This window comes from Stenotrophomonas sp. HMSC10F07, assembly GCF_001807895.1.
Taxonomy (GTDB): Bacteria; Pseudomonadota; Gammaproteobacteria; order Xanthomonadales; family Xanthomonadaceae; genus Stenotrophomonas; species Stenotrophomonas sepilia.
Genome location: NZ_KV791437.1, coordinates 30503 through 42936, shown reverse-complemented (window position 1 = coordinate 42936; position 12434 = coordinate 30503). Strand labels below are relative to the sequence as shown.

General features: G+C 67.1%; 10 protein-coding genes, 1 tRNA gene and 1 pseudogene. 7 read left to right on the top strand and 5 right to left on the bottom strand.

All coding sequences use genetic code 11. From position 1 onward, the window contains the following. Positions 1-312 precede the first annotated feature (312 nt). The 4 genes from HMPREF3114_RS16440 to HMPREF3114_RS20715 all read left to right on the top strand — a co-directional run bounded on the left by HMPREF3114_RS16440 (position 313) and on the right by HMPREF3114_RS20715 (position 5886). Positions 313-528 carry a hypothetical protein gene (locus HMPREF3114_RS16440; protein ID WP_005417149.1) on the top strand — a complete coding sequence of 72 codons (216 nt, stop codon included), beginning with the start codon at positions 313-315 and terminating at the stop codon, positions 526-528. 207 nt (positions 529-735) lie between these two features. Further along, entirely contained in the window at positions 736-3123 is a 2388-nt protein-coding gene (locus HMPREF3114_RS16435; protein ID WP_053500700.1) for a Tex family protein, read from the top strand. Positions 3124-3331: 208 nt separating this feature from the next. Continuing rightward, positions 3332-5521, top strand: coding sequence for a PAS domain S-box protein (locus HMPREF3114_RS16430; protein WP_053500698.1), 2190 nt, complete (start codon positions 3332-3334; stop codon positions 5519-5521). Between the two features lie 62 nt (positions 5522-5583). Next, on the top strand, positions 5584-5886 hold the full coding sequence (locus HMPREF3114_RS20715) for a hypothetical protein (protein ID WP_080375115.1): 303 nt from the start codon (positions 5584-5586) through the stop codon (positions 5884-5886). Here HMPREF3114_RS20715 and HMPREF3114_RS16425 read toward each other — a convergent pair. Together HMPREF3114_RS16425 and HMPREF3114_RS16420 are read right to left on the bottom strand one after the other, a co-directional pair. Next, positions 5828-6118, bottom strand: a complete 291-nt coding sequence (locus tag HMPREF3114_RS16425) for a putative quinol monooxygenase (protein ID WP_053500696.1) — start codon at positions 6116-6118, stop codon at positions 5828-5830. The genes HMPREF3114_RS20715 and HMPREF3114_RS16425 overlap by 59 nt on opposite strands. A 61-nt stretch (positions 6119-6179) precedes the next feature. After that, entirely contained in the window at positions 6180-7268 is a 1089-nt protein-coding gene (locus tag HMPREF3114_RS16420) for a DUF5694 domain-containing protein (protein WP_053500694.1), read from the bottom strand. Between the two features lie 533 nt (positions 7269-7801). Here HMPREF3114_RS16420 and HMPREF3114_RS16415 point away from each other — a divergent pair. Further along, positions 7802-9628, top strand: coding sequence for a methyl-accepting chemotaxis protein (locus HMPREF3114_RS16415; RefSeq protein WP_053500692.1), 1827 nt, complete (start codon positions 7802-7804; stop codon positions 9626-9628). Between the two features lie 45 nt (positions 9629-9673). Here the strand turns inward: HMPREF3114_RS16415 and HMPREF3114_RS21510 are convergent. Then, a pseudogene (locus tag HMPREF3114_RS21510) lies at positions 9674-9863 on the bottom strand (GGDEF domain-containing protein); the annotation flags it as partial. A 269-nt stretch (positions 9864-10132) separates the two neighbouring features. Then, positions 10133-10218, bottom strand: a tRNA-Leu gene (locus HMPREF3114_RS16410). A 132-nt stretch (positions 10219-10350) separates the two neighbouring features. Here HMPREF3114_RS16410 and HMPREF3114_RS16405 point away from each other — a divergent pair. Then, positions 10351-10731: a response regulator gene (locus HMPREF3114_RS16405; RefSeq protein ID WP_053500690.1), complete on the top strand. Its 381-nt coding sequence runs from the start codon at positions 10351-10353 to the stop codon at positions 10729-10731. A 124-nt stretch (positions 10732-10855) separates the two neighbouring features. Here HMPREF3114_RS16405 and HMPREF3114_RS16400 read toward each other — a convergent pair whose 3' ends face one another. After that, positions 10856-11812, bottom strand: a complete 957-nt coding sequence (locus HMPREF3114_RS16400) for an SOS response-associated peptidase family protein (protein ID WP_053500688.1) — start codon at positions 11810-11812, stop codon at positions 10856-10858. 76 nt (positions 11813-11888) lie between these two features. On the opposite strand from HMPREF3114_RS16400, the gene HMPREF3114_RS16395 reads away from it, so the two are divergent. After that, the gene (locus HMPREF3114_RS16395) at positions 11889-12305 is read left to right on the top strand and encodes a GNAT family N-acetyltransferase (protein WP_053500686.1); all 417 of its coding nucleotides are present in this window, start codon (positions 11889-11891) and stop codon (positions 12303-12305) included. Positions 12306-12434 lie beyond the last annotated feature (129 nt).

The window sequence follows — 12434 nt, the reverse complement described above, 5'->3', positions numbered from 1 at the left end:
ATCGAGCCCCCATGGATGGGTTTACGGCGTGTCCCGCGACCCCATCCCGCCCTGACCAATCACATGAATCGCACTTCGCGACCACGCCACGAAGGGCTGCGCCGTTGGCGGGAATCCCCCGTGGATTCGTTAGCTGAAAGTTAAAGATCCGTAAGCATTCTGCTGCGATCCCGCAGTCATCTGCATGCAACCGATCGTCATTAGCCTTCGTGACGTTCCAGTCAGGTTCGACGCGGTAAGCTCTTCCTTGATGAGCTCGCAGCATCGCTCATCGAGCGCAGTACGCAGTAGCAATTTGGAGGAATACATCACATGGCAATCGTTCTTTATGTCGGTGGTAGCAAGGATGGCGAGAAGGGCGTGGTGCCCTACGGCTTCAGCAAATCCCGCGCCGACACCGCGCTGGGGCCGGAGTTCTACACGGAGCGGTTCATGGAACTGCAGGGTGTCGGCAAGGTCCGCCTGATGGCCCTGGAAGGCATGCGTGACGACATCGTCATGCAGCGCGCCGCTCGCCACTATCGCTGACCGACGCAACACGCGGCAGGGCGCGCCCACCATCGCGCGCCCGCGCCGCCATCCCAGCCCCGGGCCAGTCCGAGCCCGCTCTTTGCCAGGATGCCGGCGTCCAATCCGGCTTCGCCGCTGAACCTCGCCCCCTGTCAATGCCTTGTCCGGCTCCGTCGCGGATTGCCAGAATGGGGGCTTCCCGAAACGCGGCACAGACCTGAAGCAATGCACGACGCCAAGAACGCCCAGAGCGCGCTCGCCCAGCAGATCGCCCAGACCATCGCCGACGAGATCGGTGCCCAGTCCGCCCAGGTACGCGCCGCAGTCGGCCTGCTCGACGAAGGCGCCAGCGTTCCGTTCATCGCGCGCTACCGCAAGGAAGTGACCGGTGGCCTGGACGACACCCAGCTGCGCAACCTGGAAACCCGGCTGACCTACCTGCGCGAGCTGGAGGACCGCCGTGCGGCGGTGCTGGCCAGCATCGGCGAGCAGGGCAAGCTCAGTGACGAGCTGCGCAATGACATCCTGGCCGCCGATACCAAGAGCCGGCTGGAAGACCTGTACCTGCCGTATAAGTCCAAGCGCCGCACCCGTGCGCAGATCGCCCGCGAGGCCGGCCTGGAGCCGTTGGCCGATGGCCTGCTGGCCGACCCGACGCAGGACCCGCAGGCGTTCGCGGCCACCTTCGTCGACGCCGACAAGGGCGTGGCCGACACCAAGGCCGCGTTGGAAGGCGCGCGCGCCATCCTGATGGAGCGCTGGGGCGAAGACGCCGCGCTGGTCGGTGAACTGCGCACCTGGCTGGGCGAGACCGGGGTGATCCGTGCCCGCGTCGCCGAGGGCAAGGAAACCGAGGGCGCCAAGTACCGCGACTACTTCGAGCATGCCGAGGCGCTGGCGAAGATTCCGTCGCATCGCTTGCTGGCACTGTTCCGTGCGCGCCGCGAGGAGATCCTGTTCCTGGAACTGGACCCGGGCAGCGATGCCGAGGCTGGCCATCAGTACGCCGAAGGACGCGTGGCGCGCAAGGCCGGCATCGCCGACCAGGGCCGCGCCGCCGACCGCTGGCTGCTGGATGCGTGCCGGCTGACCTGGCGCGCCAAGCTGCACACCCATCTGCTGCTGGACCTGTTCAACCAGGCCCGCGAAAAGGCCGAAGCCGAAGCCATCGCGGTGTTCGGCGACAACCTGAAGGACCTGTTGCTGGCGGCACCCGCCGGCCCGAAGACCGTGCTCGGACTGGACCCGGGCATCCGCACCGGCTGCAAGATCGCCGTGGTCGATGCTACCGGCAAGCTGGTCGCCACCGACACCATCTACCCGCACGAGCCGCGTCGCCAGTGGGAGCAGTCGCTGCAGACGATCAAGCAGCTGTGCGCCAAGCACAACGTGGAACTGATCGCGATCGGCAACGGCACCGCCAGCCGCGAAACCGACAAGCTGGCTGGTGAAGCGATCAAGGCCGCTGCCAACCCGAAGCTGCAGAAGGTAGTGGTCAGCGAGGCCGGGGCGTCGGTGTATTCGGCGTCCGAGTTCGCGGCCAGGGAGTTCCCGGGGCTGGACGTGTCGCTACGTGGGGCGGTGTCGATCGCCCGCCGCCTGCAGGACCCGCTGGCCGAACTGGTGAAGATCGAACCCAAGGCGATCGGTGTCGGCCAGTACCAGCACGATGTGGACCAGTACCGCCTGGCGCGCGCGCTGGATGCCCGCGTGGAGGACTGCGTGAACGCGGTGGGCGTGTACGTGAACACCGCTTCGGCTGCACTGTTGTCGCGGGTGTCTGGCCTGTCGGCCACGGTGGCCGAGAACATCGTGCGCCACCGTGATGCGAACGGCCCGTTCAAGCGCCGCAAGGACCTGCTGAAGGTCGCGCGCCTGGGCGAGAAGACCTTTGAACAGTGCGCGGGCTTCCTGCGCATTGCCGACGGTGATGAGCCGCTGGATGCTTCGGCGGTACACCCGGAAGCCTACCCGGTGGTCGAGCGCATCGTGGCCAGCACCGCGCGCCCGATCAAGGCGCTGATCGGTGATGGCAGCTTCCTGCGCGGCCTGAAGGCCGAGCAGTTCACCGATGCCACCTTCGGCGTGCCGACCGTGCGTGACATCCTCAAGGAACTGGAGAAGCCGGGCCGAGACCCACGTCCCGAGTTCAAGGCGGCACGCTTCGCCGAGGGCGTCGAGGACATCAAGGACCTGCGCGAGGGCATGGTGCTCGAGGGTGTGGTCAGCAACGTGGCGGCCTTCGGTGCCTTCGTCGATATCGGTGTGCACCAGGACGGCCTGATCCACATCTCGGCGCTTTCCGATACGTTCGTGAAGGACCCGCGCGACGTGGTCAAGGCCGGTGATATCGTCAAGGTGAAGGTGCTGGAGGTGGACGTGGCGCGCAAGCGCATCGCCCTGACCCGGCGCCTGGACGATACCCCCGGGCAAGCGACCAGCCGCCCGGGCCAGCGTGATGAGCGCGGCCATGGGCAGGGGCCGCGCCGCGATGCAGGCGGCCAGAACCGCGGGCCGAACCGGGGTCAAGGCAATGGCAGCCGTCCCGCCGCGTCGGCGCCGCCGGCCAACAACGCCCTGGCCGAGGCCTTCGCCCGCGCCAAGCGCAGTTGAGGACCGCGTTCCCCGTCACACTTGATTCGTGGCGGGGGACTTGTCGATTTTCCCCGTGATTGCGCACACTTGCGCTTGAGGGGAGGCGTCCGGCCACCCCGCTGTTGCTGGGGAGGGCCATGACGCCAGCACGACCCGCCATCTTCGTTGCAGGCCGCAGCGTTCCGCTGCGGTCGGCGCCTGCCCGTGCCGGCAGGGGACCGGATTGATGCCGGGCCAGGGCACCCACGGCAATGGACTGCTGGAGCGCCGCCTGCAGGAGCTGGCAGAAGAGCGTCGCCGCCTGGCGATGATCATCGACGGTACCGCCGCGGGAACCTGGGAATGGAACGTGCAGACCGGCGAGATGCGGGTCAACGCGCGCTGGGCTGAGATCGTCGGTTACCGCCTGGAAGAGCTGCAACCCATCTGCCAGAAGACGTTCCTGAAGCTGGTCCATCCCGATGACATCGTGCTGTCCGATGCCGCGCTGGATGAGCATTTCGAAGGCCGCAGCGACAACTACGCCTGCCTGCTGCGCATGCGCCACAAGAACGGGCAGTGGATCTGGATCCAGGACCGCGGGCGGGTCTTCGAATGGGATGGGCAGGGCAAGCCGTTGTGGATGGCCGGCGCGCATGCTGACGTCACCGAGCTGCAGCAGGCGAGGCAGGACGCGGCCGAGACCCGGCAACGCCTGCAGGCCGTGGTCGATGCGTCCGATGAGGTAGCGGTGATCGCCACCGATACCGATGGCACCATCACCCTGTTCAACACGGGTGCGGAGCGCCTGCTGGGCTACAGCGCAGCGGAGGTGGTCGGCCAGCGCCGGCTCGATGCGTTCCACGATCCGGAGGAACTGAAAGCCTGGCTGGAGCCGCTGGCCGATGCCGAGGGCAACCGTCCCGACGTGTTCGAAGCGCTCAGTGCTCGCGCTGACGGGCAGACCTACTCGCGGCAGTGGACGTTGCTGCGCAAGGAGGGCCTGCCACGCCAGGTGCGCCTGTCGATCAGCCGCATGGAAGGTGCCGATGGCGCACGCATCGGCTACGTCGGCATGGCCATCGACATCACCGAGATCCTGCAGGCACGGGCTGAGGCGCGGCTGTCGGCGGAGAAGTTCGCCGGTGCATTCACGTCGGCGGCGTTGGGCATGGCGCTGGTGTCGCTGGAGGGGCGTTGGCTGGACGTCAATGATGCGCTGTGCCGGATCCTGGGTTACCCGCGCGAAGAGCTGCTGCAGGTCGACTTCCAGCGCCTGACCCATCCCGATGACCTGCAGACCGACCTGGCCCTGGTGCAGGACCTGCTGGCCGGACGGCGCAGCCATTACCACCTTGAAAAGCGCTATCTCGACCGCGACGGCCGCATCATCTGGGCGCGGCTGTCAGTGTCGCTGGTGCGCAGCGAGCATGGCCAGCCACTGCATTTCGTGTCGCAGATCCAGGACATCACCGCCCAGCGCAGCAGTGAGCAACGCCTGTTCGAGAGCGAACAGCGCAGCCGCATCACCCTGGATGCGGTCGCCGACCTGGTGCTCAGCGTCAACCTTGACGGCCGCATCGACTATGCCAACGCGGCCGCAGTACGCACCCTGGCCGGTGATGGCGCGCTGTCGCTGGCCGGGCACAGGGTGCAGGATGTGCTGGCGCTGACCACCGAGTACGCGCCCGGCTCGGTGCTGGATGTGCAGGTACTCCTGGACCCGGAAAGCAACGCGGTGGACCTGCATGCCGACCTGCTGCTGCGCCTGGGCACGGCAACGGTGCCGGTGGACCTGACGCGGGCCTGGCTGCGCGATGACGAAGGCCATGTGCGCGGCGCGGTGTGGGTGCTGCGCGACGACACCCAGCAGCGGGCGCGGCAGCGCGAAGCCCGCCACCTGGCCGAGATCGATCCACTCACCGAACTGAGCAACCGCCGCGGTTTCGAGGTGCACCTGCAGCAGGCGATCACCCGCGTCGAGCGCACCGGGCAGGCCGCCTCGCTGATGTACATCGATCTGGACCGCTTCAAGCCGGTCAACGACACCTGGGGCCACCTGGCCGGCGATGCCGTGCTGTGGGCGGTGGCCAGTGTGCTGCGACATGGTGTGCGTGATTCGGACGTGGTGGCGCGGCTGGGCGGCGACGAGTTCGCGGTGATCCTGTCCGGGTGTACGCCGCGTCGTGCCGCACGGATCGGCGGTGAGCTCCTGCAGACCCTGTCAGCGCTGTCCATTCCATGGGATCAGCACCGGCTGCGGGTCGGTGCCAGCATCGGCATCGCGCCCCTGGCGGGGGGCATGAGCGTGGACCAGGCAGTGGCCGCTGCCGATGCACAGTGCTACCGGGCCAAGGCGCTGGGGCGCAACAACGTGCAGGTGCAGGGCGAGCTGTCGGGGCTTCCAGGCGACGATGCCGATGCCGCCCAGGACTGATCTCAGCCTGTGAGAGGACGCGCGCGAATACTGCGCGCATCTCCACTCAAGCAGGTGAACCCATGAATGCCTGGAACCCGGTTGCGGTGCGCATGTTCATTCCGGCCCTGATCGGCTGGTGCCTGGCGCTGGCCACCTGCCTGCGCGCCGAACAGCTGCGCGGCGACCCGTACGCGCAGGCGTTGTTGCCCGTGCTGCAGCAAGGCGCGGTCGCGCTGCTGGTCCTGAGCCTGGCGTGCACGGTTGCAGCCTGCCTGTTGCTGTGGCGGCATGGTCGCAGCGTCGGCGGGCGTCTCGCTTCCGGCACTACACCCGTGCGGCGTCCATCAGCAGCACCCGGCACGGTGCGCGCTGGAACGCGTTGATCTGAGGCACCAGACGCTGGAAGTGCTCGCTGGCGCAATGGATATCCAGTGCGTCGCGGTCCGGCCATTGCTCGATGAAGACGAAATGCCCGGGGTCCCTCTGGTCGACGAACAGCTCATAGCCGAGGCAGAGCGGCTCTCGCTGCGTGCATGCGACCAGCTCGCGGTACAGGGGAAGCACGGTATCCACGGCATCGGGATGGATGAAATCCTCGGCGATCACTTTCAGCATGTCGGCACCTGCAGACGGGCCTTGCAGGATAGTGCCAGCGCATGGCCGGCACCTATCCTGGTCAACGCAATACTGCGTCCGTACTGACCAGCTGCACGTCGTGCATCTGATTGAGGTAGGCCTCGTAGTAGCCCTTGTGCGAGGCACCGACGATGGCCAGCATTCGGCTGCCAGGGTGCAGGCCCAGCACGTCGCGGATGTTGGCGACCATGCGCAGGTTGCGGGTTTCCCAGTAACCGACATACATCCGGCCGAACGCCTTGGAGGACGGCTCGACGAGCGTCGCGCCGAAGTCGCTCTGGTACGCGGCCATCGCTGCCGCCGGGCTGTTGTAGTCCCTATACAGCGCGATGACGCCGCCAGGCTTGTTCAGGTTGGCCACGAGGCGTGCATCTGCCTCCCGTCGCGCGCGCGAGTGCGTATTGTTCCAGGCACCGGTGATGGCCGCGCTGGCCGCCGCTTCATCCTCGGCGGGCGTGGGGGAATCGGCCGTATGGTCGTCCACGGCCCACAGCCGTTCATGCCCGAGGCGGGCGGCGACTTCGGCGGCGATCAGGTTGGTTTCATTGCGGCGAACCAGGCCTTTATCGAGGATCTCGACCAGGGCGGGGGTCAATCCATCACCGTCTTTGCGCTCGGACGCAGGCAGGCGCAGCCACTGCACCTGCGCCGAGCCGCGTTCGCCCGCTGCCAGGAACAATGCAGCGAGTCGACGACGCTGGGCGGGCGCCGGCTCGTCCGGCCATGTCGCAAGCAGGCGCTCGGCCTGGGCGTTCGCTGAAGGCACGTCCAGGCCGGTGGCAGCCTGCGCAGCGGTGGTGTCGAAGCAGTAGGTGGCCACGCTCTCGGCATAGCGTGCCGGGTAGCGGCGCATGAAATCACACTGCAGGCCTGACAGGTCTTCGGTGGCGATCAGCTCGGGCTTCCAGGTGACCAGTCGCTGCAGCAACGGTTCAAGCAAGGCGGGCTGGAAGGACTTGGGCAGGCCGGACAGGTGGGCGGTGCCCAGTACCAGTACCTCGTTCGGTCGCCCTGCAGGCGGCCCCTTCAGCTGGTCCGGCTGGAAGGCGGGCCGATAGGTGGCATCGGCAGCGAGGGCGCCGGTACTGCACAGGCCCAGGATCAAGAGGCTGGCCAAGCGTGGGAACATGCGATCTCCGTGTCAGTGAGCGTCCTGCGGTTCGCTGCATGCTGGCCATTTTCACCTGCCATGGAATCGCCCGTTGGTCATGCAAACCTTTTGGGCTTGAACTGCATCGGCGTGCCGGGCAAGGCTATGCCCAGTGACGGCGGCAACGCGCGATATGTTCCGTGACGACACCCCGTGCCCCGCCGAGCGTGAGCAGAATGTGAAGTACATCGCGATTGTCTAGCGCGCCCCCTGCAGCCGCATCTGAAGTTGCGACGGACGTCGCGTAATCCGGCTAAAGCCACCGATCCCCTCGCCGATACTCCCTCTGGATCCCGCTCCAGTCACCCGCCGCAGGACCCCAGGCCGTCCCCGATGGGCGGCCCGCGCTGTGTGTTCCGCCGCTCCCAGATGCCGATCGCACCCGCAGCAGACGTTCGTGGCAGTCGCTCGAGAGGTGCCGGTTGGCACCTGTAGTCCCTGGCACCTGAAGTTGCCGCCGGGCATCCCGCCCGTCGGGTCGCAACCGCTTACCGGACACCGAGGATCAGACAATGCTCATTCCAGGCTTCACGGCGGGCGCGCAGGCGCCGGCCGAGCTGCATACCCGTTGGTCGCCGTGGCGTGCCCTGCTGGGCGCGCTGGCTCCCCAGCACCGCACCGGCGCCGAGGCCGTGTCCGATGGCCGTGCCGAGCTGGAAGCCCAGGTCGCGGCGCTGCACCGGGTCCAGGCGGTCATCGAGTTCGCCCTCGATGGCACCATCCTGCAGGCCAATGACAACTTCCTGCAGGCGATGGGCTACCGGCTGGAGGAGATCCAGGGAAAGCATCATTCCCTGTTCGTCGATCCCGAGCAGGCGCGCAGCGCCGAGTACCGCGAGTTCTGGGCGCGGCTGGGGCGTGGCGAATATGACGCTGGCCAGTACCGGCGCTTCGGCAAGGGCCAGCGCGAGATCTGGATCCAGGCCTCGTACAACCCGGTGCTGGACCGGCAGGGGCGGCCTTACAAGGTGGTCAAGTTCGCCACCGACATCACTGCGCAGAAGCTGCAGGCAGCCGACTCGGCCGGGCAGCTGGCGGCGATCGACAAGTCGCAGGCGGTGATCGAGTTCGGCATGGACGGCCGCATCCTTTCGGCCAACGACAACTTCCTGGCCGCCACCGGCTACAGCCTGGACGACGTGCGTGGCCAGCACCACTCGCTGTTCGTCGAGCCCGAGTATCGTGGCAGTGCCGAGTATCGCCAGTTCTGGGAGAAGCTCGGCCGTGGCGAATACGATGCCGGCCAGTACCGGCGCCTCGGCAAGGGCGGGCGCGAGGTCTGGATCCAGGCGTCCTACAACCCGATCCTGGATCTCAACGGAAAGCCGTTCAAGGTGGTCAAGTACGCCACCGACATCACCGCGCAGGTGCATGAGAACCAGGCCATGCAACGTGCCGTGGCGCAGACCCGTGAAGTGGTGGCGGCCGCGAAGGAGGGCGACCTGACCCGGCGCGTTGCCACTGCCGACAAGAACGGGCCGATCGCCGAGCTGTGCGAGGGCGTGAATTCGTTGGTGGAGGCGATGGCCGCGATCATCGCCCAGATCAAGTTCGCCGCCGACACCATCGTCGTCGGTGCCACCGAGATTGCGCAGGGCAACAGCGATCTGTCGCAGCGCACCGAGCAGCAGGCCGCGTCGCTGGAGGAGACCGCGGTGTCGATGAAGGGCCTGGCCGAGACCGTGCAGCGCACCGCGACCAACGCACGGCAGGCCAGTCAGCTGGCCGGTGGTGCTGCTGATGTCGCTGCCCGCGGTGGCAACGTGGTGCACGAAGTGGTCGAGACCATGGCCGTGATCAACGCGTCCTCGCGGCGCATCGTCGACATCATCGGCGTGATCGACGGCATTGCTTTCCAGACCAACATCCTTGCGTTGAACGCGGCGGTGGAAGCAGCGCGTGCCGGCGAACACGGGCGTGGCTTCGCCGTGGTCGCCACCGAGATCCGCGAACTGTCGCAGCGCTCGGCCAGTGCCGCGAAGGAGATCAAGCAGCTGATCGATGCGTCGGTGGCCAATGTCGGCGCCGGTACCGCGCAGGTTGAGAGCGCCGGACGCACCATGGACGAGATCGTGGTCAATGTGCGCCGTGTCAGTGATCTGATGTCCGAGATCAGCACTGCCGCGCAGCAGCAGAGCGACGACATCCAGCAGATGAACCATGCCGTCGATCTGATCGACCAGGGCACCCAGCAGAACGCCGCGCTGGTCGAGGAAGCCTCGGCCGCAGCGCGCAGCATGGAAGAGCAGTCGGCGCAGCTGCTGCAGACGGTGGCCAGCTTCCGGGTGCAGGGCGGGGCCGGGCACCTGCACGGTGGGGCGGTGCTGCGCGCGGTCTAGGCGCGCCGATTGGCGTGTTGTTCCCCGGCCTTGTGGGGCGGCCTGCTCATGCGCAGCCTGCCAGGCTACGCCGATGCTGATGGTCACATGGGCCTCAGCGGCGGGCAGCGCGGCGGCTTCCACGGCGGCGCGCAGGCGCTCGCAGGGCGGCGATGAATTCCTCGCCGCCGTCGCGGGCCAGCAGGTCATCACCGCGTTGCGGGCAGCCGTCGAGGATCGCGGCAACCGCCTGCAGGTTGTTGGCGTCCCAGCGCCCGGCGCTGATCGGATGCGTCAGGCAGATGGCGGGCGATCTGCAGCGCCATCGCCCGTTCGGAAACGTCGCCCCAGCTGGTGTGCTCGATCACGCCTGGCAGCGAGAAGTAGTGGGACCGGGCGACGGCGTCGGACGCCCGCAGGAGCGGCAGCCGCGCGGGCAGGGCATGCTGGGCATGCTTGCCAGTGTCGGGCGCTCGGACCCGGGAAATGCAAAAGGCCAGGTCATGGACCTGGCCTTTGATGCAGTGGTGCCGGTGAAAGGACTCGAACCTTCATGGGGTCACCCCCGGCTGATTTTGAGTCAGCTGCGTATACCATTCCGCCACACCGGCAGGCAGCGTGCGAGTGTAACCGAGGTCGGCAGGCGATGCATAGTAGGAGGGCCTATGAGGGCGGTTCCTGTCGGCATTGGCCCCTTGATAGCTATACTCCCAGCGTGCAATTGCCTCCAGGAGCGGTAGCCGATGACAGTGTTGCAGGACCTGAGGGTGCTGGTGGTCGAGAACGACGAAATGAGTGCGGCCCTGCTGCAGATGCAGCTGGTGCATGCCGGAGCGGTCGTGGTTGGCCTCGCAGCGAGTGTGTCCGAGGCCCTGCGGCTGCTGGAGCAGAGCACTCCTGATGTGGCCCTGCTGGATTACCGCCTGGCCCGCAACGAGACCAGTGAACCGGTGGCTGCAGCGCTTTCGGCACGTGGCATTCCGTTCGTGCTGGCCACCGGAATGCTGGCCGAGCAGCTGCCAGCACCGATGTTGGCCGGCCTGTTGCTGGTCAAGCCCTACCTGTCGGCCGATCTGTCACGCGCGCTGGCGCGTGCGGTGGGCCGCTCCGGCGTCAAGGCCTGAGCAGTCCGCCGCGCGCTGGCAGGGGTCTGCTGCCGAGGCCTGAATACTCAGGCCTGCGATGTGTGGCGGCAACCCCTGATCCAGGAACCCCGCCCAGGCGGGGTTTTTCAATTGCGTCCGGCGCTCAGACCGCTTCCTCGTACACGTAACGGATCTCCTCGCGGTCGTCGAGGATGCGGTACTGGCGCGCCAGGTCATCCGGTTCGGGGTTGAGCCAGGCGTCGAGGTGTTCCTTGCGGATCGGTACCACGCCGCGGTCATGCCCGGCAGCGGCGACGTCGCTGGGCGGTGCGTCGGTGATCGTGGCAAACGACAGCAGGCGGCCTTCCGGTCCTTCCCATTCTGCCCAGAGGCAGGCCAGCAGCAGGTCGCGGGGCGGATCGGGACGGAATTCGAGTACCACGTCCTGTTCCTTTTCGTCGGCGCCGAGGGTGCGGCCGGCGATGGCGTGGCGGGGCACGTGCTCGTAGAACGCCTGTACCACCACCACGCCATGGCGCAGTCCGAACGCACCCCGCCAGTAACCTTCCAGGCTGTCGCGCCGCGCATTGTAGGTGCCGGGGTAAAGCACGTCGTTGCGCGCCGGCTTGTCCGGCAGCCGGCACTGGTAGCGCATCGGCTTGATCACGCGCTGGCCGTTCTCGCTGACCATCACCGGTGCGTAGGTGCCGGGGAAAATGCGGTTGTCACGCGGCAGCAGCTGCACCCGATGCAGGTCTTCCAGCCGGGCCTGTGCGCGCTCGATGCGGTTGCCGGCCACGCGCAGGTCGTTGCGCGCCTTCTGCGTGGGCCGGGTGGCCAGCGTGGCATGGGCAATATCGCGTCGTTCGCGTTGCCGGGCCAGTTCGGCCTCCAGTGCCTGTTGCTCCTGCGCATGCCATTGCTGGATCTTCGCCACGATGTCCCGCCCCTGTTCGGTACGCGCACCGGCGAATCCGTCATCCATCGCCTTCGGGGTCTTCGGCCGCTTCTTGCCCGGATCGTGTGCGTACAGCTCGGCGAAGTCCTCCAGCGACAGGATGGCGCCGAACTCGCGTACCAGCTTGGCGTAGTCAGCGCGGATCAGGGCGGAATAGCACATGGGACTCTTTGGGCCTGGGTCGCAGCGGCTGCGACGTGGATGCGGCAGGATAGCCCGACCCATCCGGAGATGCCGCATGAATGGTTCCATCACCTGCCAGTTCCGCGAAGCCGTACCCACGGTCGAGGACTACTGCCAGTTGCGCGTGCTCGCAGGCCTCAGCGCCAAGTCCCGCGAAGCAGCCGCCCGCGCGCTGCCCAATACGTTGTTCGGCGTGTGCGCTTACCAGGGTGCAGAACTTGTGGCGATGGGCCGTATCGTCGGCGATGGCGGCTGCCACCTGCAGGTCTGTGATATCGCGGTGCTGCCGCGTTTGCAGGGGCAGGGCCTGGGCAAGGAAGTGATGCGGCGGCTGGACGGCTGGATGCAGGCCAACCTGCCGCCGTCGGCGTACGTCAGCCTGCTGGCCGATGGCGAGGCGCATCGGCTGTATGCACAGTTTGGTTTCGCACCGACTGCACCGGCATCGATCGGGATGTATCGGCGGTTCTGAGCCGTGGGCGGGGTGAAGCCATCTACGCGCAGGGCGGTTTGATGGCAGATCGCGGGCAAAGAAAAACCCCGGCCGAAGCCGGGGTTTTCAAGAATTGGCGTCCCCACGGGGATTCGAACCCCGGTCGCC

Excerpts from the sequence above, each read along its gene's own strand:
- HMPREF3114_RS16415 (WP_053500692.1), top strand. The coding sequence starts at position 7,802 with ATGCTCATTCCAGGCTTCACGGCGGGCGCGCAGGCGCCGGCCGAGCTG.
- HMPREF3114_RS16440 (WP_005417149.1), top strand. The coding sequence starts at position 313 with ATGGCAATCGTTCTTTATGTCGGTGGTAGCAAGGATGGCGAGAAGGGC.
- HMPREF3114_RS16435 (WP_053500700.1), top strand. The coding sequence starts at position 736 with ATGCACGACGCCAAGAACGCCCAGAGCGCGCTCGCCCAGCAGATCGCC.
- HMPREF3114_RS16405 (WP_053500690.1), top strand. The coding sequence starts at position 10,351 with ATGACAGTGTTGCAGGACCTGAGGGTGCTGGTGGTCGAGAACGACGAA.
- HMPREF3114_RS20715 (WP_080375115.1), top strand. The coding sequence starts at position 5,584 with ATGAATGCCTGGAACCCGGTTGCGGTGCGCATGTTCATTCCGGCCCTG.
- HMPREF3114_RS16425 (WP_053500696.1), bottom strand. The coding sequence starts at position 6,118 with ATGCTGAAAGTGATCGCCGAGGATTTCATCCATCCCGATGCCGTGGAT.
- HMPREF3114_RS16395 (WP_053500686.1), top strand. The coding sequence starts at position 11,889 with ATGAATGGTTCCATCACCTGCCAGTTCCGCGAAGCCGTACCCACGGTC.
- HMPREF3114_RS16420 (WP_053500694.1), bottom strand. The coding sequence starts at position 7,268 with ATGTTCCCACGCTTGGCCAGCCTCTTGATCCTGGGCCTGTGCAGTACC.
- HMPREF3114_RS16430 (WP_053500698.1), top strand. The coding sequence starts at position 3,332 with ATGCCGGGCCAGGGCACCCACGGCAATGGACTGCTGGAGCGCCGCCTG.
- HMPREF3114_RS16400 (WP_053500688.1), bottom strand. The coding sequence starts at position 11,812 with ATGTGCTATTCCGCCCTGATCCGCGCTGACTACGCCAAGCTGGTACGC.